This is a genomic window from Parendozoicomonas haliclonae (assembly GCF_900174585.1).
Taxonomy (GTDB): Bacteria; Pseudomonadota; Gammaproteobacteria; order Pseudomonadales; family Endozoicomonadaceae; genus Sansalvadorimonas; species Sansalvadorimonas haliclonae.
The window spans coordinates 231,552-251,211 of the sequence record NZ_FWPT01000001.1 but is presented as its reverse complement, the minus strand read 5'-3'; the positions used below and the strand labels follow the sequence as shown (position 1 = coordinate 251,211).

The window sequence follows — 19,660 nt, the reverse complement described above, 5'->3', positions numbered from 1 at the left end:
ACTTACTCCTCCGGCCCGTCATTTTGTGTACCCGACACCTCATCGGCCAGGTCCTGCACAGTGTGCCCGGACAGCGCCTTATGAATACCGGCATTCATTCTACGGCTTGCAAACACTTCCGAGGCCTTGGCAACGTCTTCGGTTACCTGCGTGATAAAGGCATTATCATTACTCTTTGTTGCCTGAGCAAGACGACGCGCCTCGTTAGTCAGATGCTCATACTCTTCAGAACTCAGCAGAGTATCACCATCTTTTTTCAGGGCGCTTTCCAGCGCCTCAAAAATTCGTTCCGCTTCCACCCGTGCTTCCAACAGCCGGCGGGCGTCTTTATCTTCCTGCGCGAATGCATAGGAATCCTGCAGCATATCGGCTATCTGGCCTTCGGACAAACCATAGGACGGCTTGATCTCGATAGTGGCTTCAACACCACTGGACAGCTCGCGGGCACTCACGCTCAACAAACCATCAGCATCAACCTGGAAGGTCACCCGAATACGGGCCATACCGGCAGGCATTGGCGGAATACCATTCAGCACAAAGCGAGCCAGAGAGCGGTTAGCATCGATCACCTCACGCTCACCCTGAAGGACATGGATAGCCATAGCAGTCTGACCATCCTTGAACGTGGTGAATTCCTGAGCACGGGCCACAGGGATAGTGGTGTTACGATGAATCACCTTCTCCATCAGGCCGCCCATGGTTTCCAGACCAAGGGACAGAGGAATCACATCCAGCAGCAGAAGATCATCGGAAGACTTGTTGCCAACCAGAACATCCGCCTGCAATGCAGCACCAATGGCAACCACACGATCCGGATCGATACTGGTCAGTGGCTGCTTGCCGATCAGCTCGGCAACACGTTCGCGCACACGCAGAACGCGGGTCGAACCGCCAACCATCACCACGTTATCGATATCCACTGCCTTGAGCTTCGCATCACGCAGGGACTTCTTTACGCTCTTCAGGGTCTGGTCGATCAAAGGATCAATCAGACTATTAAACTGCTCGCGGGTGAACTCACCCTGCCAGCTTCTAAAGGCAACAGTGGTCGTCTCGTTATCGCTTAAGGCAATTTTGGCGGCGCAGGCGGCATCCAGCACTTTACGCTGCCCTCTCGGGCACAGGTCAGCCATCTTCAAACCGGCTTCCTGCAGAATCCAGCCAGCGACAGCATTATCGAAATCATCACCACCCAGTGCGGTATCACCACCGGTCGCCAACACCTCGAATACACCTTTGTGCAAACGCAGGATGGAGATATCAAAGGTACCGCCACCGAGATCATAAACCGCGATAGTGCCTTCACCACCCTGATCAAGACCGTAGGCCACAGCAGCGGCAGTCGGCTCATTCAGCAGACGCAAAACCTTAAGACCAGCCAGACGGGCTGCATCTTTAGTAGCCTGACGCTGGGCATCGTCGAAATAGGCAGGAACAGTGATAACCGCGCCGAGAAGATCACCACCGAGAGAATCCTCGGCACGGCGGCGCAGGGTTTTCAGAATTTCCGCAGAAACCTGAACCGGGCTCTTTTCACCCTGTACCGTCTGAATAAACGGCATACCCTGATCGGTACGGGTAAAGTTGTAAGGCAGTACATCATCAAGAGCATGGATATCGTTAATACCACGCCCCATAAAGCGCTTAACAGAGATAATGGTATTCAGGGGATCTTCAGCCGCCAGACGACGGGCATCGACACCGGTAATGGTGCAATCACTGCCATAATGAACGACAGATGGGAGGAGGTGCTCACCGGAGATATTGGGCAGTGTTTCTGCTGTACCACTGCGCACAGTGGCAACCAGAGAGTTGGTGGTACCAAGATCAATCCCAACGGCCAGCTTGCGCTGATGGGGATCAGGGCTCTGACCCGGCTCGGATATCTGCAGTAACATGGTCCTTCCTAACCAGCCATCTATCACGAATAGCGGCGGTGATATCGAGTAATAACGTCTTAATCAGTTGTTGATGTTCGCCATTAATCACTACCGGCGAACATCACAATACATCAGCTGTCGAGTATCTCTTCTTCCAGCTGTTCAGCTTCGTCCAGCAGCTTTTCTGCGAAGTGCATCTTACGGGCACAGTCCGCAGCCTGCTCATATCCGGTTTCGCCTTCTTGCCACAGACGGACAAACTCGTCTTTCAGAGCATCCATCATGGCTTCGGCATTCTCCCGCACCGACTCAACAGCCGCCTCAGGATCAGCACTGTCACGCACTTCACTCAACTCTTCGCGCAGGGACATCTGCTCCATCAGAAAGGCTGCATCCATAACTGTGTTGCGTTCAACATCAACAGGATGACCAGACACTTCCAGCAGATAAAGCGCACGTTTCAGTGGGGAGCAGAGTGTATCAAAGGCTTCATTTACAAAGGCAGCATACTGAATGGCCAGACGCTGCCCGCGCTCACCCAAACCGGCAAAACGATCCGGGTGAACCACACGCTGAAGCTCAAGATAACGTGGCTGAATCGCGGAGCGTTCCACATCATAGCCGACGGGAATACCGAACAGCTCAAAATAATTGGAACGCAGATCTACACCACCGGTGTGATCAGAGAAGGGAATATCAGACATTAAAGCTTTCGCCGCAGCCGCATTCACTGGAGATATTAGGGTTGTTGAACTGGAAACCTTCGTTCAGGCCTTCCTTAACGAAATCAAGCTCAGTGCCATCAAGATAAACCAGGCTTTTCGGATCAACAAAAACAGTCTCACCAAAAAACTCGAACGCTTCATCTTCCGGGTTTGCCTGGTCAACAAACTCCAGAACATAAGCCATCCCGGAACAACCGCTGGTCTTGACCCCAAGACGGATGCCAAGGCCTTTTCCTCGTCCGTCCAGCTGACGACGAATATGTTTTGCTGCGGCTTCGGTTAAACTGACTGCCATGAAACTTCCTGATGACGTTGCAACCCCTGAGAACGGTCAGGGGGGATTCCAGACCTGAGAGCATGACAGGCAGCACCTGTGATACTCAAAAACCTGCAGCGTCGCACTCTTTATATTCGCGCCGGAGCAGGTTTACAGACTGCCGGTTCAGGCAGCGCTATCGTTTTTCTTACGGTAATCGTCGATCGCTGCCTTGATAGCATCTTCTGCCAGCACGGAGCAGTGGATCTTAACCGGAGGCAGAGCCAGCTCTTCAGCGATCTGGGTGTTACGGATTTCTGCCGCTTCATCCAGAGTACGGCCTTTCATCCACTCGGTAGCCAGAGAGCTGGAAGCGATAGCAGAGCCACAGCCATAGGTTTTGAACTTGGCGTCTTCAATAACACCGGTTTCATCAACCTTGATCTGCAGACGCATTACGTCACCACACGCCGGTGCACCCACCATGCCGGTGCCAACAGATGGATCCTTGTCATCCATCTTGCCAACGTTGCGTGGATTCTCGTAGTGGTCGATTACTTTTTCGCTGTAAGCCATGAGTCTATCCTCCAGCCCGCATACCCGATGCAGACTTCATATTCCCGTTGCGGTGGAGGCTGCATTCGCTCCACCGCCCGATAAATTCCTGTATGTCGCTTAGTGAGCGACCCACTCAACCTTGCTCAGATCCACGCCGTCTTTGTACATATCCCAAAGCGGAGACAGGTCACGCAGTTTCTCAACCGCCGCACGAACCTGGGCAGCTGCATGATCAACTTCTTCTTCTGTAGTGAAGCGACCAAAGCTGAAACGCAGGGAGCTGTGCGCCATTTCATCATTCAGACCCAGCGCACGCAGCACGTAGGATGGTTCCAGACTGGCTGAAGTACAGGCAGAACCGGAAGACACCGCGATATCACGCAGGGACATGATGAGAGATTCACCTTCAACAAAGTTGAAGCTAACGTTCAGAACACCAGGCACACGCTGGGTAGCAGAACCGTTGATATGAACTTCTTCCATACCATCCAGCTGGCCTAGGAAACGCTGCTTCAGACGCTCGGCACGCTCGGCGTCCGCCTGCAGTTCGTTTTTCAGAATTGCACAGGCTTCGCCCATACCAACAATCTGGTGAACTGCCAGAGTACCGGAACGCATACCACGCTCATGACCACCACCGTGCATCTGGGCTTCCAGACGGATACGTGGCTTACGACGAACATACAGAGCGCCGATACCCTTAGGGCCATAAACCTTGTGACCGGAGAAAGACATCAGGTCAACTTTCAGTTCATTCATATCGAGTGGCAGACGGCCAAGGCTCTGGGCTGCATCAACATGGAAAACAATCTTGCGCGGACGGGTAATTTCACCGATCGCGGCAATATCGGTCACAGTACCGATCTCATTATTCACGTGCATGAGCGAGACGAGAATCGTGTCTTCACGCAGCGCACCTTCAACCAGCTCAGGCGTGATAATGCCGTCGGTGCCTGGCTCAAGGTAAGTGACTTCATAACCTTCACGCTCCAGCTGACGACAGGTGTCCAGGACTGCCTTGTGTTCCAGCTTGGAGGTAATAATGTGCTTGCCGTTGCGCTTGTAGAAGTGAGCAACACCCTTGATGGCAAGGTTATCGGATTCAGTGGCACCGGAAGTCCAGACGATCTCGCGAGGGTCCGCATTGATCAGTTCGGCAACCTGGGAACGGGCGTTTTCGCTGGCTTCTTCCGCTTTCCAACCAAAAACGTGGGAACGTGACGCAGGGTTACCAAAGTTTCCTTCATTGGTCAGACACTGCACCATTTTCTCTGCCACTCGTGGATCGACCGGCGTAGTCGCGGCGTAATCGAGATAAATCGGCAGTTTCATTCTATGTTCTCTCCCGGATATTTACGGCCCACTGTCATCAGGTAACAGCGGGAACAACAGGCTAGAGCGACTCGATGGAAATTCGGTGCTCTTCACTCTCAGCATTCAGTTTGCGGGTTTCTTCCTGTTCCCTATCCTGCCGTTCGGCAACAGAGCGAACTTCCTTTCGCTCTACAAGATCCCTGAGAGTGATACCACTGAGAAACGCGTGTATCTGCTCACTGAGATCACACCACAGATGATGAGTCAGGCAGACATCGCCCTGCTGGCAGCCTTCACTGCCATGACAGCGAGTTGCATCAACAGACTCATCAACTGCATCAATAACTTCGGCAATACCGATTTCGCTGGTATCGCGCCCGAGGCGATAACCACCACCAGGGCCACGAACACTGCTGACCAGCTGCTTGCGACGCAGCTTGGCAAACAACTGTTCCAGATAGGAGAGCGAAATACCCTGACGCTCAGAGATATCCGCCAGAGCCACGGGACCACTACCAGCGTGTAACGCCAGATCAAGCATCGCTGTCACCGCATAACGGCCCTTGGTAGTGAGACGCATATATTCGCTTGACCCCATCCATAGATGCCCAACCGGAGCACCCTGTATAACGAATCCCTATAGAACCCCGGCAAAATCTGCGCAATCAGCAGCAGAAACAACCACACAATCGCTTTAAATATGGTTACGTGCCGAGTTTACGGGCGGATTATCCAATACCTGAGTATTTTAGTCAACTAAATGAAAAAGCGCGCTGGACCGGGCTTTGCCGCCCAAAAACAGGGCTGCCACCGAAGGGGAGTGGCAGTATAACAAAACTAATTGAAATAGCCGAAATTCATATAAAACCCGGCTTTATCAGCAATCAGAGACTGGCACTATCCAGAGATGACTCTTTGGTAGCCTCGGAGTCATCCGCACTGGTAACCGACTCAAAGTCTTCCCGTCTCAATTCTGGCAGGGAGATGTCTCCGCAGTCGACGCCTTTCTCTTTGAGGGTGCAACAAAGTGCTTCAAAACGCGCATCCACGGCCTTGATGTGATCCAGCATGGCATTGATGGCATGCGCCGTTGGGTCTGGCATCTCCCGGGTTATCGCGTAGGCATCAAAACCAATCTTCTGAGCCACTTCCTGCTGGGCATCCCCAACCACAGGCTGGCGCCTGACAATCCGGCCAGGAATGCCAACAACCGTTGCGCCGGCAGGTACCGGTTTGACCACAACAGCATTAGAACCCACCTTGGCCTCTTTACCGACAGTGAACGGGCCGAGAACCTTGGCACCAGCACCGCACACCACTCCATCCTCCAGAGTCGGGTGACGTTTGCCACCGTTCAGACTGGTACCACCGAGGGTCACACCCTGATAAAGAGTGACATCATCACCAATCTCGGCTGTCTCACCAATCACCACACCCATACCGTGGTCAATAAAGAAACGACGACCAATGGTGGCGCCCGGGTGAATCTCAATACCGGTAAACCAGCGGGAGAAACTGGAAATGATACGTGCCACCCATTTCCAGTCCCGACACCAGAGCGCATGAGCCAGACGGTGCATCAGCAAAGCATGCACGCCCGGGTAGTTGGTCAGAACTTCAAAGGTGTTTCGTGCGGCCGGATCTCGATCCAGCACGCTGCGTACATCTTCACGTATCCTTTCAAACATGGTGAAGCATTCCTGTTTTCCGATCCTGTTACTCACAACTCTGGCACCATTGCAGACGTGTGATTCGACTGGTGCCTGTTTTTCTTTTACTACGACTCTTTTACTACGACGGCTTGCGAAGATTTTTTACCGCGGCCTGCGTTTCCGTCAGGATGCCTCGCATAATGTTGTATTCCATCCGATCCAGACGGCTGCGTCCATAAATACGGCGCAACTTGGCCATAATTTTTTCCGGATTACAGCTTTTGAAAAAGCCTACATCATTCAACATATCGCGCAGATGGGTATAGAAACTCTCCATCTGCTCAGAAGAGGCAAGCTCATATTCCCGTACCTCTGGAACACTCGCCTCACCTTCGTGAGACAGAGAAGTCATACGCAACTCATAAGCCAGCACCTGAACAGAAGCCGCAAGATTCAGGGAGCTGAACTCAGCAACCGAAGGGATATGCACCTGACGATGACACAGACGCAGCTCTTCGTTGGTAAGGCCACGATCTTCCCGACCAAACACCAGCGCCACCTTACGACCCGTTGACGCCTCAGACACTGCCACCTGCGCAGTATCACGGGGATCGGTCAGCTCCAGAGAAATACCGCGCACCCGCGCACTGGCACCAATTACCAGCTCACAGTCAGCAATCGCCTCTTCCAGGGTCTGGGTAACAACGGCGCTTTCCAGCAGGTCGGTCGCACCGGAAGACAGCGCACGCGCTTCACCGGATGGGAAGTCCACCGGATCCACCAGATACAGGGACGACAGCCCCATGGTTTTCATGGCCCGGGCGGCAGACCCGATATTGCCCGGGTGTGTGGTGTTAACGAGAACAATCCGGATATTTTCTACTGACATCGTGTATGAAAACCAAGGGGTCAAAATTTAAAGGCGGGAAATTCTAACAAAACTCTTCGGCATTGGCAGGTTTAGAGCACCTAACAATAGGAATGAATGGCAAGTTAGACGACTTTCTTTCAGCCCACCAATACGCCTGACAGAGAGGCCCAGACAATTGAGCCACTCTTGAGTGAAACTGTTTTTTTCTACGGGCATCGCTGTGAAACATGCCGACTAGTGATATAATCCCTCGATTATCTGAAGTTCATACACCTCACAAACGCACATCCCAATATGCAACCAATGGTTACTATGGCCTTGCGCGCTGCGCACAAGGCGGGTGAAATTATTGCCCAAGGTTACGAGCAGCTGGACGTTATCAAGGTTCAAAACAAAGAACCAAACGATTACGTGACTGAAATCGACAAGGCTTCTGAGCGTGCGATTATCGCCAGCCTCAAAAAGTCATACCCTGACCATGGCTTCCTGGGAGAAGAGACCGGTCATCAACCAGGTCAGGGCGAAGGCGCTGACTACCTGTGGATTATTGATCCACTGGACGGCACTACCAACTTCATTCACGGCGTACCACACTTCGCCGTGTCCATCGCCTGTGTATACCGTGGCAAAGTTGAACACGCTGTTGTTTACAACCCGGTAACCCGCGAAGAATTTACTGCCAGCCGCGGCAAAGGTGCTGCCATGAACGGCCGCCGCATCCGCGTAACCAACCGTCTGGGCCTGCGCGGCGCCCTGCTGGGTACTGGCTTCCCGTTTCGTCAGGACCAGATGAACTATCTGGACAACTACATGAGCATGTTCCGCAGTCTGGTTGGCCTGACTGCCGGCATCCGCCGCCCTGGTGCTGCCTCTCTGGATCTGGCTTACGTTGCCGCAGGCCGTTTCGACGGTTTCTGGGAATTCGGCCTGAAAGAGTGGGATATGGCTGCCGGCATCCTGCTTATCACCGAAGCCGGTGGTCTGGTTGGTGACTTCCGTGGTGGCAACAAGCACATGGAAAAAGGCCAGATCGTGTGTGGCAACCTGAAGGTGTTCAAGGAAATCCTGACCACCATTCAGCCTTTCGTTGCTGAAGACATGAAGTAATTCACTTCAGTTCGTGCCCATTAATGCAGGTTCTTTCTGCATTAATGGGCACAACCCCTCCTTCCATTGACTCATATCAAAGCCTTTTCATAGGTATTCACCACAATAACTCCCCTCCAAGAAAAACAGCTTCCCCAAGCACGATAAATCCCCACCCTACTCATACAAATATGTGGGCGTTTTCTTGATAAGACTAAAAACAGATTATTAGACAGGAGGGAGTCCGATGGGACACGCAGCGGCAAATCTCAGCGTCAGCAGTTCACAAGAATTAATTACCTGGTCTGACAGCTTGAGCGTAGGTATCCAGGAGATTGATGAACAGCACAAGATTCTGGTGGATCTGCTGAATAAACTCTACCTTGCGATCCGTGAACACCACGGCAATGAAGCGACAGTCACAATACTGGATGAACTGGTTGATTACACCCGCATCCATTTTTCTGTTGAAGAGAGCCTGATGCGGATACTTGACTATCCCGACTACGAATCCCACAAGCACCACCATGAACTGCTGATCGAGCAGATCAACGAACTCCGCCGCAAAGTCCAGAACGGCAAGCATATCGGCTTTGAGCTTCTGCACTTCCTCAAGAACTGGCTGACCAAACACATCATGGAAGAGGATATGGAATACGCTCCTCACATGCTGAAGAAAGGGGTGAAAGCCAACTACGAGCAACGCTCATGGATGGATCGTCTTTTTCATAGACGCTGATACTCCATCGCCCTTTTACGTTCCGGCCGGGAAGAAAACCCATGGTTTACACTGTAAAGCAGGATCTTCCCAGCCCAAGGAACGGACATGCCAACCAATATCGGCAAAACACCCTCGCCACCCCCACAAAGGCCGATTGAGAACCCGGGCACACCACAGCACAAACATCTGCAAAAAGCGGCTTCTGTTTTTCACAGCCTGCCCAGGTACGATACCAACTCTCTGACACCTATCCATGCCCGCAAGATAGGATTGCTGGAGCGGGAGAGTACGGTCGTTCAAACCAAACTTAGGGACTGCCTGCAAACATCCATGACCGACGAAGGGCTGCTTGCTGCAGTTGAAGGCAACCGACTGGAGATTCTGAGAGAGCTGCAGGATCTCCCAATGAACAGCATCAATAAAAGCACTTTGCAGGCTATCGCTGAACGAGAGATGTTCTGCACCAACCCAAGGGCTGCACTTCCTAAAGGTATTGTCGCAGAGCTACAAGAATCTGGAGCCCAATACCGATCTGATCCCGTCAAAGTGCGCTTTGATACCGACAACCCCAACCACAAAGCTCTTCTCGCGCTGGAAGAATCCATCACCATCCTCGAAATTATGCAACAGCAGGCTGGTATCACTTACAGTCAGCAAGGCCCCGTACTACATAACCTTCGCGATCTGAGAACCTGCATTCTCCAGAATGAGTGGCCAGAACATTTCACCGAAGAACATATCGATAATGTTCAGCTGACGGATGCCCGTGGAAAGCTGTTATGGCGCAGCGACCTTGCCCTGTTCCCACCACCCGCCCATCACCTCAATAATGAAAGAAGCTTTTTGCAGGGGATATTGCCGGTCAAAACCGGGATACCAGAGATCACCAACCAGACCTGGCAGAACCTCAGCCAGCACCTGCTTCCGGATGAACTGCAGTCTCTGATCCCACCATTGAACAACAGCCACTTAAGCAAACCCGTTCTGGAATACGCCCTCAACAATCAGGAAATTCTGGCCAGCGCTGACTTTGATGATGAAAGCACCATCACCGGCGCACTGGGACAACTACAAACACCTCAAGCTCCCAATGGGGTGAAATACGACCCGGACCAACAGCAGACTGTTTATGATCCGGATAACCCTAACCACCAGATCATTGCCAAGGCTTCAACACTGAAAGCCTTAAATGCCGGATTACGAGAGCATTACGGTGATTTGTACCGGCAGGGACAAATACAGGATGCCCAGCTTCAGCAGTTGACCAGCTTTCTTGAACAAAGCGACAAACACCTGAACACCCTGTTTCACGAAGCCTGCGCAGAAACCTGGCCAGATCGCTTCTCACCAACCACATTTTCTCACCAGACACTGGTGACGGATAACGGGAAACCTATCTTCTGTACGGCTTCCTGCTATCCAAGAAATGCCAATTACCTTTGCTGATTCAATCCACGGACGGACGACATTATGCAACCCAATACCACCGACGCTACAAGCTGGAAAAGCAGCTTTGCCAACTTTCTCAGCTACAACCCGATCGCCAAACTCATCCCGTTCCGAAGCTGGCTGATTAAAAAGCTCGCTCCACGGGAACCGTTGATGAAAGATGTGCAGACAACCACAGGGACAGCCAGCAAGTCATTATCTAGCAGAAGTATCAAAGGCTTCGGAGAGCAGTTAAAGGACGCCTTTCAGGATTGGAAGTCCAAGGGACAACCTTATTTTGAACATGCCAATATGGCTTTGTACAAACAGGCATTTCGCACCAAAGGCGGCGCGGCAGACAAACTGTTTCAAAAGTTAGAACACGGCAAGCATCAAGCGGCCATTGAGCTATACAACAAACTCGGTGAAGGCGACCGCCCACACATTGTTCCGCTGCTGCACAATGCCGCTAACGCTGGCGAAAAAGCCGCCCTGCCATTGCTGATTGATTACTACATGGAAGTTCAGGCTAATATTCGCCCCGACCTCGGCAATCGCGCAAACTGGCCACAGCCTATGGAAGACGAATACACAGCAGCGGAAGCTCAGATTCAGGACTGCATCAGGCAGGCTGTCGATGAGGATGCATACTTGGCCAACAAATATCTACAGTTTCTGGCCAACTCCGTTAATGGTGGCGAGCAGAACGAAGAAGATTGCTTTGCACTGGCACAGCATTTCAGCAAAACACTGCCCGATACCGCCTTCACCTTTTTACAGCCGTTGATGATCGGCAACAGCAATATGTCATCTGAACTGAAAGCTGTTGTGAAAGAGGTTCGCAAACATGCCAGCCCCACCATCAAGAACATGATGAAGGCTATTCAAAAGCGCAAATGAAAAAGCCTGCACAAAGGCAGGCTTTTTCAAAGCTCGACTCAACCGTTATGGCATTTCGTCGGCATCTTCCTCTTTAGGTGGAGGAATCAGATCTTCACGGGTCACATTCAAGTACAACAGCATGTTGGATGCGATGTAGATGGACGAGTAAGTACCGATACCCACACCTACCAACAGCGCCGTTGAGAAGCCGTGAATGGTTTCGCCACCCAGGAAGAACAGCGAGAACAGAACCATCATGGTGGTACCGGACGTCGCCAAAGTACGACCCAGGGTCTGACTCAGGGAGATATTAATAATATCTTCCGGTGTTCCACGACGTACCTTACGGAAATTCTCACGCACCCGGTCGTACACGATAATCGTGTCGTTCAGGGAGTAACCAATAACTGCCAGAATCGCCGCCAGAACCGTCAGATCAAACTGCAGTCCGAGCAGAGAGAACAAGCCCAGAACCACGATCGCATCGTGGGCCAGAGCCACAACAGCACCGATAGAGAACTTGTACTGGAAGCGGAAAGCGATGTAGAGCATAACCAGCGCCAGAGCCAGCATCATACCCAGACCACCCTGGTCACGGAGCTGCTCGCCCACCTGCGGGCCTACAAACTCAACCCGCTTAACAGTGATATCACCGTCATACAGGTCATCCAGCTGCTTGGCCACACGGCTGCCCAGATTCACATCAGCTTCAGCACCCGGAATACGGATCAGCACATCAGAAGCAGAACCAAACTCCTGAGCAACAGCATCCGTATGCCCCAGCTGCTCCAGCTGGTTGCGAATCTCTGGAACACTGGCGGCCTCTTCATAAGAGAGTTCAACCAGCGTACCACCGGTAAAGTCCAGACCGAAATTAATACCGTTCACGAACAGTGAGCCGATCGAACCCAGCAACAGGACGACCGAGAACACTGTTGCCAGCGTCCGGTATTTCATGAAATTGATGACTCGGGTATGCCCGAACATCTTTTTGCCTGATCCATTCTCTTGAGAGCTGGTCTCCTGAGAGTCAGCCTCAAGCCGGGAATCATCGTTAGACATGATTCTTCTCCTCAAAAGACTCAGATAGACAGCTTCTTCAGCTGACGCCCACCGTAAACCATATTCACCAGCGCACGGTTAATCAGGATCGCCGAGAACATAGAGGTCAGGATACCCAGCGACAGAGTCACCGCGAAACCTTTCACCGGACCAGTCCCAATCGCGTACAGAACCACACCCACAATCAGAGTGGTGATGTTACCGTCGAAGATGGAGACAAAGGCACGGTCAAAACCTTCACTGATGGCGCGCTGTGGCGACATGCCGTTCTTAATCTCTTCCCGGATTCGGGAGAAGATCAGCACGTTGGCATCTACCGCCATACCCAGGGTCAGAACGATACCGGCAATACCCGGCATGGTCAGCGTCGCCCCCAGCATGGACATAATGCTCATCAGCAGGGTCAGGTTCAGTATCAGAGAGATATTGGCCAGCAGACCAAACACCCGGTATACCACCACCATGAACAACATAATGGCTGCCAGACCAATCAGAGTGGACTGAACACCCATACGGATATTCTCTTTACCCAGGCTAGGACCTACAGTCCGCTCTTCCACGAAGTGCATTGGTGCAGCCAGGGAACCGGCACGCAGCAACAGGGCCAATTCAGAAGACTCGGCACGGGAATCCAGTCCGGTAATACGGAAGCTGCTGCCCAGAACTGCCTGAATAGTAGCCAGACTGATAATGCGCTTGTCTTCCCGGTACATTGGCACCAGAGTTTCTACCAGCTCGCCGTCCACCATCTTGGTTTCCGTGCGGTTGCCGATGAAACGCTGTTCAATGAACAGTACAGACATACCACGACCTACATTGGTTCGGGTTGCGCGGGTCATCAGTTCGCCGCCACGGCTGTCCAGAGTAATGTTTACTTCCGGGCTGCCGGTCTGTGCATCTACGTTGGAACGGGCGTTGGCAACCTGATCACCAGTCAGAATGATGTCACGCTCAAGGTTGGCAGTACGGCCTTCCTGAGAACGGAACTCAAAGGTTTCGTAGGTGCCAGGAGCAGCATCGTAGCCAGCGGCCAGACGGAACTCGAGGTTGGCAGTCTTACCCAGAATACGTTTCGCTTCGGCAGTGTCCTGTACGCCCGGCAGCTCCACAACGATATGGTTACGGCCCTGACGCTGTACCAGCGGCTCAGCCACACCCAGTTCGTTCACACGGTTACGGACGGTCGTCAGGTTCTGCTTGATGGCATAGTCTTCAAGATCACGTACCTGCTGTTCAGTCATGCGAACAGTCACCAGGAAGCGACCATTGCTCTCACGGGTATCAACCGTCAGATCAGGGAATTCTTTGGCCAGAACGGACCGCGCCTTGCTCTGGGCTTCCGCATCGGAGAACGCCAGCTCACGGGACGTTGGGCTTGGATTAGGTACGGTGCGATAGCGCAGACGCTCTTTCCGCAGAGCTGTTCTCATTTCACCTGCATAGATATCCATGCGGGTTTCAACAGCTTTCATGGAATCAACCTGCAGCAGGAAGTGCACACCACCGGACAGATCAAGGCCCAGCTTCATTGGTGAGGCACCCATACTACTCAGCCAGTCCGGCGTAGTAGGCGCGAGGTTGAGAGCAACAACATAGTCATGCCCCAGCTTCTTGCTGATGGCAGCCTTGCCTGGCAGCTGATCTTCGTTGCTGTTCAGACGAATCAGCACATTGCCGCGCTCACTGATCTCAGCATCCTTGATAGAGACGCCGGACTCTTCCAAAGCGGCAACCGCCTGCTTCAGATGACCGTCGTTCATTTCGACAGAGGAGCTGACACTGGATACCTGAATAGCCGGATCATCCGGATACAGGTTAGGCAGGGCGTAGAAAACACCTAAAGCCACACACAGAAATATTGCGAGGTATTTCCACAAAGGGTATCGGTTCATAAGACCCTCGGGTTCCTTTTTATTAAGCAAAATGGCCTGTCGTAAGACAGGCCATTCGCAATCCCGTTCAGTTAATCGCCTTCATCGTGCCCTTCGGCAGAGTGGCGGCCACAGAGCCTTTCTGGAACTTCAGCTCAACATTGGTACCAACCTGCAGGGTAACAAAATCGTCAGCTACGCTAACAACCTTGCCCACGATACCGCCGGTGGTTACTACCTCGTCGCCTTTGCCGATGCCTTCCAGCAGCTTCTTGTGATCCTTGGCGCGCTTGCTCTGCGGACGCCAGATCAGCAGCCAGAAGATCAGGACAAAACCACCCAGCATGACCAGCTGGCCAACCATGCTTGGGCCTGCAGCTGCCGCTTCACCGGAGGCGTGAGCCAGAGAGATCAAGCTCATTTCCATACTCCCTAATTATCAGATGGATGTTCCAGATTAATGTCGCTTTAAAACACCACTTCCGAAGAACAGTGCTTTAATTAACCGAACCTTCACAAAACCCGGGTACAACCTGTTCGGGCATATCCCTTATGTCTTGTGTCGGCAGTATCCTTTTTCAAGTCTGTGGCCTGATTCTTTTCACTTGAACAGTTTATCAGGCCACAAAACTGCGCCTTAGCCAGCCAGTGGTTTTGCCACCATGCCGCGCTCTGCGTAGAACTCAGTTACGAAGGCGTCCAATTTACCCTGTTCAATAGCCTGCCGCAATCCAGCCATCAGACGCTGGTAATAGCGCAGGTTGTGGATGGTATTCAGCATGGAGCCCAGCATCTCGTTACATTTATCAAGGTGATGCAGGTAGGCACGGGTGAAGTTGCGGCAAGTGTAGCAGTCGCAACCCGCTTCCAGCGGCTCTTCCGCATGACGGTGCTTGGCATTACGAATCTTGACCACACCCTGAGCAGTAAACAGATGACCGTTACGGGCATTACGGGTCGGCATTACGCAGTCAAACATATCCACACCGCGGCGCACGGCTTCCACGATATCTTCCGGGGTACCCACACCCATCAGGTAACGCGGGTACTCTGCCGGGATACGGCGCGGAGTGTGGTCGAGGATGCGATACATATCTTCCTTGGATTCACCCACAGACAGACCGCCGATCGCGTAACCGTCGAAGCCGATTTCCAGCAGGCCATCCAGAGAGCGGGCACGCAGATCTTCAAACATACCGCCCTGGATAATACCGAACAGTGAAGACTGGCTGTCGCCATGGGCCTTACGGCTACGGTCTGCCCAGCGCAGGGACATTTCCATGGAGGTACGGGCACGCTCGTGATCCGCATCACCCGGGGTGCACTCGTCGAAGATCATCACGATATCGGAACCGAGATCGCGCTGAACCTGCATGGAGGATTCCGGGGTCATAAACACCTTGGAACCATCCACCGGGGAACGGAAGGCTACGCCCTCTTCGGTAATCTTGCGCATCGCACCCAGACTGAATACCTGGAAGCCGCCGGAGTCGGTCAGGATTGGTTTGTTCCAGCCGTTGAAATCGTGCAGGGTTCCGTGTTCCTTGATCACCTCAGTGCCAGGACGCAGCATCAGGTGGAAGGTGTTACCCAAGATAATTTCCGCCCCGATCTCATGGATATCGCGGGGCAGCATGCCTTTCACGGTGCCATAGGTACCCACCGGCATAAAGCACGGGGTCTCGATGGTGCCGCGAGGAAAGGTCACCCGGCCACGACGGGCCAGGCCATCTTCACCAAGCTTCTCGAATGACATAAAGCATTCCGGGCGCATGGCGCAGTCTCCTGTTATCTCTGCAGGGCTTTCATGCAAGCCCTTAAAACATACTTTCAGTGTTTGCGATGTTTGCCGGCATTCAGCCTTTGCGGTTCAGGAACATCGCATCGCCGTAACTAAAGAAGCGGTACCGTTCGTCAATCGCGACCCGGTAGGCATTCATAATTTCATCGTATCCGGAGAAGGCAGACACCAGCATCAGCAGGGTGGACTCCGGCAGGTGGAAGTTGGTAATCAATGCATCCACCACGTTAAAGGTGTAACCGGGATAAATAAAAATATCCGTTTCACCGGCGTAAGGCTTCAATTCGCCATCACGGGCTGCAGTTTCCAGACTGCGTACAGAGGTTGTACCGACAGCAATCACCCGCCCACCATTGGCCTTGGTACGCTTAATAGCCTCAACAACCTCTTCGGAAACTTCCAGATACTCTGAGTGCATGTGATGATCTTTAATATCATCCACACGAACCGGCTGGAAAGTACCAGCACCAACATGCAGGGTAACAAAGGCTTTATTGATGCCTTTGGCTTCTACTTCAGCCAGAAGCTCTTCATCAAAGTGCAGACCGGCCGTTGGCGCAGCCACGGCACCTTTCTTTTCGCCGTAAACGGTCTGATAACGCTCACGGTCACCCAGTTCATCTTCACGGGTAATGTACGGTGGCAATGGCATATGGCCATGCTGTTCCAGCAGATGAACAACAGGCTCTTCACCATCAAACTCGAGCAGGAACAAAGCATCCTGACGCTCAACCATGGTCGCTTCCAGACCACCTTCCATCAGCAGGCGTGCACCAGGCTTGGGGGACTTACTGGAACGAACATGGGCCAGCACACGGTGCTCATCCAGAACACGTTCCACCAGCACCTCAATCTTGCCGCCACTCTCTTTCTGGCCGAACAGGCGTGCAGGAATAACCCGGGTGTTGTTCAACACCAGCAGGTCACCTGGATTCAGGTAGTTGATAATATCCCGGAAGGTACGATGCACCGGCTGCCCGGTCTCTGGCTCAACCACCAGCAACCGGCTCGCGCTACGCTCGGGCATCGGGTAGCGCGCGATCAGTTCATCGGGAAGCTCGAAATGGAAATCGCTGACGCGCATTGGCCGTAAAACCTCACCGCACAAAAAAGAGCGGGAGAATAACGAAACTGGCGCAAAAAGTCAGGTATCAGGTCATCATTTATCGCGGAAAAATCAGGTTTACTCTTCCTTTTCGGGACCAAATCCGGGCGGAAGCGGATCACCTTTCTTCCAACCCGGCGGAGGTGGTGGCGGTGCTTCAGGAGGCATTCCACTGGTCGGAGGTGGAGGCATCATGGGAGCAGGTTTGACCGGCTCACCTTCGTCTTCTTCATCGTCCTCATCGCCAATTCCAACCCCACTCACACTGGAGACTCCACTCATTCGTGAGCTTCCTCCCAGGCTGCCCTGATAACCAGAGCTGGTCGAACCGGTTTCCGGGCCATCATCGTCATACGGCAATGGCAGGTCTTCATCGTTCACCATGCCGGACTCACTCATATCCCTCGGATTAGCGGACAGATAATAACCATCGGTATCAACCCGGGCCCTCGGCAGGTGGCGCAGGCTTTCATCCGGAATATAGAGTTCGTATTTGGGTTCTCCGGACACTGTTCCGGAGCCATTATTCATATCAAGAATAATGCGGGTATTGCGCAGCCACTTATCCTGAACATCAGAATTAATTTCAACCTTGTACTTTTTCAGCTCTTTCTGAACCTTCTTCAAGGCCTTCTTATTGGCACTTTTTTCGCTGCGTAGCTCATCAATAGTGGGCATGCTCTCAAACATACCAATTGCGGAAGACTGCACAAAGCGCAGATAACTCTCTCGCTGTTCAGGGGTAAACTTTTCATTCTCCGCCGGCGGTACCAGCTGGATGGCATGACCACTTACTTCCAGAACCACCTTGATCCCCTGCTCTGCAGCAAATACCGGGTCAGAGAGTGCCTTCAGAAAAACCGCTTCCTGTTCGCGCATATGCAGTTTGGCAAGACAGTCTCTTTGCTCTTCAAGAATGGCCTGACGATCACCCATTAGCTGGTCACGCCGGTCCACTACACTCATCTCTTCGCCATTTACGCTGACCAGCTTTTCAGGGTTAAGATCCCCCTTAATTTTCTGGGAAGGGTCGTAATAAGGCAGAGGTTCCTGATTCAGATTATCCGGTGCTGTCGTATAGGAGGCATTACTGGAGCCGCTGGTCGTGCTGACATTGGACACCTGCCGACTTGGCAGCGAGGGCGTGGGCTGGCTTGGCTTGAATTCACTTGAAGGAACCCGGGTACTTTTCAATAACTCCTGCTCGCCCAGACTCAGGCTTCTTACCGGCCTTTTACTGCTGAAGGGCGCCTCTCCCTTCTTGGGTGTTTCCTGATCAGGCTGGCGCAAATCGGGAACGGAGTTCCCCCGTTGAGGCCCGGACGGCTTGTTCCCAGTGGGTCCCACAGCCAACTCCTTGATATTCAAGACGATTGCTGGGTATATCGGCAATATACAAAGTATCTTGCATGCTTATTCGCAAATGTTATACTGCGCCTCGCTTGTCGCTATGCAAGCCAATGCCAGTGTGATGGAATTGGTAGACATGACGGATTCAAAATCCGTTGCCTTTGCGGGCGTGTCGGTTCGAGTCCGACCACTGGTACCAAGATTCGATGAAAAAGCCTCAACTTCGGTTGGGGCTTTTTTGTATGTTCCGCGTTTTCAGTCTGAGACCTTTTTCGTAGGCTTTTGTCCACTCACGTCTCTCACCTAACGACGACCTTTGCGTGTGGAAAATGAGTTTACCTGCTCATGCTCGGTCTTTTGATTTAGCTGCCGAAAGCCAAAACGTTCTTGTACCGATGTTTTCGGCCTGAACATTATCAAGAGAGGATCAGGATTCAAGTCCCGTCTGGGTACTGTCTTATAGTTTAAAGCTCAAAGAACATTGCGATATCATTTAGGTATCAGTCAAAGGTAAAGCCAATGTTCAAAGAAGAAGATGTCATTTACCTGTATAAGTACCTTCCATTCAATGAGGGTTCGTTATGCGTGTTAACAGAGGGAACAGTTAAATTCACCTCTCCTCTAAATTTCAATGACCCTTTTGACTGCCTCCCCCACTGACTCATCTGTTTTCGATAAGCCTCCTAAAGGGCGGTTAGAGTTCTTACATCACCATCAAAAAGCTTTAGGGATCAAACCAGCTCAACGGATTCAAAAAAGGCGACAAGCCATAGCCCAATTAAAGGCACAAATGGAATCGCCCCAATTTCCTCAAAGTGTCCTTAGCAATGTTGGTGTGTTCAGTCTGAGTGAAGACCCCTTAAATATTTTAATGTGGTCACACTACGCACATTACCATCAAGGTTTTGTGGTCGAATTTAGAATCCCGACACGGTGGTTCAGACATTACGCACATCGAATTGACCGCCTTTTAGTGTCACTTCCGGTAACCTACTCAGACCAAAGGCCATCCTTCAAATATTGGCCTGATGACAACTTGGACGCAATCACCACACTTCTACTTACCAAAAGTGACATATGGAGCTACGAAAAAGAACA

At 52.2% G+C, this 19,660-nt stretch carries 18 protein-coding genes, 1 tRNA gene and 1 pseudogene; 6 read left to right on the top strand and 14 right to left on the bottom strand.

Features of this window, described 5'->3' with window-relative positions:
• Positions 1-2: 2 nt before the first annotated feature.
• The 8 genes from hscA to EHSB41UT_RS01120 all read right to left on the bottom strand — a co-directional run bounded on the left by hscA (position 3) and on the right by EHSB41UT_RS01120 (position 7,274).
• Positions 3-1,898: a Fe-S protein assembly chaperone HscA gene (gene hscA / locus EHSB41UT_RS01155; RefSeq protein ID WP_087106063.1), complete on the bottom strand. Its 1,896-nt coding sequence runs from the start codon at positions 1,896-1,898 to the stop codon at positions 3-5.
• 113 nt (positions 1,899-2,011) lie between these two features.
• Positions 2,012-2,584 (bottom strand): Fe-S protein assembly co-chaperone HscB, encoded by a 573-nt coding sequence (gene hscB, locus EHSB41UT_RS01150; protein ID WP_087106061.1) that lies wholly within the window; start codon positions 2,582-2,584, stop codon positions 2,012-2,014.
• Positions 2,577-2,900, bottom strand: a complete 324-nt coding sequence (iscA, locus tag EHSB41UT_RS01145; RefSeq protein WP_087106059.1) for an iron-sulfur cluster assembly protein IscA — start codon at positions 2,898-2,900, stop codon at positions 2,577-2,579. Before iscA ends, hscB begins: the two co-directional genes overlap by 8 nt.
• A 147-nt stretch (positions 2,901-3,047) precedes the next feature.
• Positions 3,048-3,437: a Fe-S cluster assembly scaffold IscU gene (gene iscU / locus EHSB41UT_RS01140; protein ID WP_087106057.1), complete on the bottom strand. Its 390-nt coding sequence runs from the start codon at positions 3,435-3,437 to the stop codon at positions 3,048-3,050.
• A 99-nt stretch (positions 3,438-3,536) separates the two neighbouring features.
• Positions 3,537-4,751 (bottom strand): IscS subfamily cysteine desulfurase, encoded by a 1,215-nt coding sequence (locus EHSB41UT_RS01135; protein ID WP_087106056.1) that lies wholly within the window; start codon positions 4,749-4,751, stop codon positions 3,537-3,539.
• Between the two features lie 61 nt (positions 4,752-4,812).
• Positions 4,813-5,313 carry a Fe-S cluster assembly transcriptional regulator IscR gene (gene iscR, locus EHSB41UT_RS01130; RefSeq protein ID WP_087106868.1) on the bottom strand — a complete coding sequence of 167 codons (501 nt, stop codon included), beginning with the start codon at positions 5,311-5,313 and terminating at the stop codon, positions 4,813-4,815.
• 304 nt (positions 5,314-5,617) lie between these two features.
• A complete protein-coding gene (cysE, locus tag EHSB41UT_RS01125; protein ID WP_087106055.1) occupies positions 5,618-6,421 on the bottom strand; it encodes a serine O-acetyltransferase in 804 nt (267 codons plus the stop codon).
• A 103-nt stretch (positions 6,422-6,524) separates the two neighbouring features.
• Positions 6,525-7,274, bottom strand: a complete 750-nt coding sequence (locus EHSB41UT_RS01120; RefSeq protein WP_087106054.1) for an RNA methyltransferase — start codon at positions 7,272-7,274, stop codon at positions 6,525-6,527.
• A 276-nt stretch (positions 7,275-7,550) separates the two neighbouring features.
• Here EHSB41UT_RS01120 and EHSB41UT_RS01115 point away from each other — a divergent pair, with 276 nt between their 5' ends.
• From EHSB41UT_RS01115 to EHSB41UT_RS01100, 4 genes are all read left to right on the top strand, one after another.
• The gene (locus tag EHSB41UT_RS01115; RefSeq protein WP_087106052.1) at positions 7,551-8,363 is read left to right on the top strand and encodes an inositol monophosphatase family protein; all 813 of its coding nucleotides are present in this window, start codon (positions 7,551-7,553) and stop codon (positions 8,361-8,363) included.
• A 226-nt stretch (positions 8,364-8,589) separates the two neighbouring features.
• Positions 8,590-9,081 (top strand): bacteriohemerythrin, encoded by a 492-nt coding sequence (locus EHSB41UT_RS01110; protein WP_087106050.1) that lies wholly within the window; start codon positions 8,590-8,592, stop codon positions 9,079-9,081.
• 87 nt (positions 9,082-9,168) lie between these two features.
• On the top strand, positions 9,169-10,509 hold the full coding sequence (locus EHSB41UT_RS01105) for a hypothetical protein (protein ID WP_087106049.1): 1,341 nt from the start codon (positions 9,169-9,171) through the stop codon (positions 10,507-10,509).
• A 24-nt stretch (positions 10,510-10,533) separates the two neighbouring features.
• Positions 10,534-11,391: a hypothetical protein gene (locus tag EHSB41UT_RS01100; RefSeq protein ID WP_087106047.1), complete on the top strand. Its 858-nt coding sequence runs from the start codon at positions 10,534-10,536 to the stop codon at positions 11,389-11,391.
• Between the two features lie 45 nt (positions 11,392-11,436).
• Here EHSB41UT_RS01100 and secF read toward each other — a convergent pair whose 3' ends face one another.
• The 6 genes from secF to EHSB41UT_RS01070 all read right to left on the bottom strand — a co-directional run bounded on the left by secF (position 11,437) and on the right by EHSB41UT_RS01070 (position 18,559).
• On the bottom strand, positions 11,437-12,435 hold the full coding sequence (gene secF / locus EHSB41UT_RS01095; RefSeq protein WP_341350342.1) for a protein translocase subunit SecF: 999 nt from the start codon (positions 12,433-12,435) through the stop codon (positions 11,437-11,439).
• 20 nt (positions 12,436-12,455) lie between these two features.
• Positions 12,456-14,327: a protein translocase subunit SecD gene (secD, locus tag EHSB41UT_RS01090; RefSeq protein ID WP_087106045.1), complete on the bottom strand. Its 1,872-nt coding sequence runs from the start codon at positions 14,325-14,327 to the stop codon at positions 12,456-12,458.
• Positions 14,328-14,394: 67 nt separating this feature from the next.
• Positions 14,395-14,727, bottom strand: a complete 333-nt coding sequence (gene yajC / locus EHSB41UT_RS01085) for a preprotein translocase subunit YajC (RefSeq protein WP_087106864.1) — start codon at positions 14,725-14,727, stop codon at positions 14,395-14,397.
• Positions 14,728-14,943: 216 nt separating this feature from the next.
• Positions 14,944-16,062, bottom strand: coding sequence for a tRNA guanosine(34) transglycosylase Tgt (tgt, locus tag EHSB41UT_RS01080; protein ID WP_207626550.1), 1,119 nt, complete (start codon positions 16,060-16,062; stop codon positions 14,944-14,946).
• A 100-nt stretch (positions 16,063-16,162) separates the two neighbouring features.
• Positions 16,163-17,191: a tRNA preQ1(34) S-adenosylmethionine ribosyltransferase-isomerase QueA gene (gene queA, locus EHSB41UT_RS01075; RefSeq protein WP_087106041.1), complete on the bottom strand. Its 1,029-nt coding sequence runs from the start codon at positions 17,189-17,191 to the stop codon at positions 16,163-16,165.
• Positions 17,192-17,290: 99 nt separating this feature from the next.
• On the bottom strand, positions 17,291-18,559 hold the full coding sequence (locus EHSB41UT_RS01070; RefSeq protein WP_133060337.1) for a hypothetical protein: 1,269 nt from the start codon (positions 18,557-18,559) through the stop codon (positions 17,291-17,293).
• A 115-nt stretch (positions 18,560-18,674) separates the two neighbouring features.
• Between EHSB41UT_RS01070 and EHSB41UT_RS01065 the strand changes: the two genes are divergently transcribed.
• Together EHSB41UT_RS01065 and EHSB41UT_RS25005 are read left to right on the top strand one after the other, a co-directional pair.
• Positions 18,675-18,761, top strand: a tRNA-Leu gene (locus EHSB41UT_RS01065).
• A 432-nt stretch (positions 18,762-19,193) separates the two neighbouring features.
• Positions 19,194-19,655: pseudogene (locus EHSB41UT_RS25005) on the top strand (DUF2971 domain-containing protein); the annotation flags it as partial.
• Positions 19,656-19,660 lie beyond the last annotated feature (5 nt).

Coding starts and splice junctions, on each gene's coding strand:
- yajC (WP_087106864.1), bottom strand. CDS start 14,727: ATGAGCTTGATCTCTCTGGCTCACGCCTCCGGTGAAGCGGCAGCTGCA.
- EHSB41UT_RS01135 (WP_087106056.1), bottom strand. CDS start 4,751: ATGAAACTGCCGATTTATCTCGATTACGCCGCGACTACGCCGGTCGAT.
- iscU (WP_087106057.1), bottom strand. CDS start 3,437: ATGGCTTACAGCGAAAAAGTAATCGACCACTACGAGAATCCACGCAAC.
- queA (WP_087106041.1), bottom strand. CDS start 17,191: ATGCGCGTCAGCGATTTCCATTTCGAGCTTCCCGATGAACTGATCGCG.
- iscR (WP_087106868.1), bottom strand. CDS start 5,313: ATGCGTCTCACTACCAAGGGCCGTTATGCGGTGACAGCGATGCTTGAT.
- secD (WP_087106045.1), bottom strand. CDS start 14,327: ATGAACCGATACCCTTTGTGGAAATACCTCGCAATATTTCTGTGTGTG.
- hscB (WP_087106061.1), bottom strand. CDS start 2,584: ATGTCTGATATTCCCTTCTCTGATCACACCGGTGGTGTAGATCTGCGT.
- cysE (WP_087106055.1), bottom strand. CDS start 6,421: ATGTTTGAAAGGATACGTGAAGATGTACGCAGCGTGCTGGATCGAGAT.
- EHSB41UT_RS01105 (WP_087106049.1), top strand. CDS start 9,169: ATGCCAACCAATATCGGCAAAACACCCTCGCCACCCCCACAAAGGCCG.
- tgt (WP_207626550.1), bottom strand. CDS start 16,062: ATGTCATTCGAGAAGCTTGGTGAAGATGGCCTGGCCCGTCGTGGCCGG.
- EHSB41UT_RS01110 (WP_087106050.1), top strand. CDS start 8,590: ATGGGACACGCAGCGGCAAATCTCAGCGTCAGCAGTTCACAAGAATTA.
- EHSB41UT_RS01115 (WP_087106052.1), top strand. CDS start 7,551: ATGCAACCAATGGTTACTATGGCCTTGCGCGCTGCGCACAAGGCGGGT.
- EHSB41UT_RS01100 (WP_087106047.1), top strand. CDS start 10,534: ATGCAACCCAATACCACCGACGCTACAAGCTGGAAAAGCAGCTTTGCC.
- EHSB41UT_RS01120 (WP_087106054.1), bottom strand. CDS start 7,274: ATGTCAGTAGAAAATATCCGGATTGTTCTCGTTAACACCACACACCCG.
- secF (WP_341350342.1), bottom strand. CDS start 12,435: ATGTCTAACGATGATTCCCGGCTTGAGGCTGACTCTCAGGAGACCAGC.
- iscA (WP_087106059.1), bottom strand. CDS start 2,900: ATGGCAGTCAGTTTAACCGAAGCCGCAGCAAAACATATTCGTCGTCAG.
- hscA (WP_087106063.1), bottom strand. CDS start 1,898: ATGTTACTGCAGATATCCGAGCCGGGTCAGAGCCCTGATCCCCATCAG.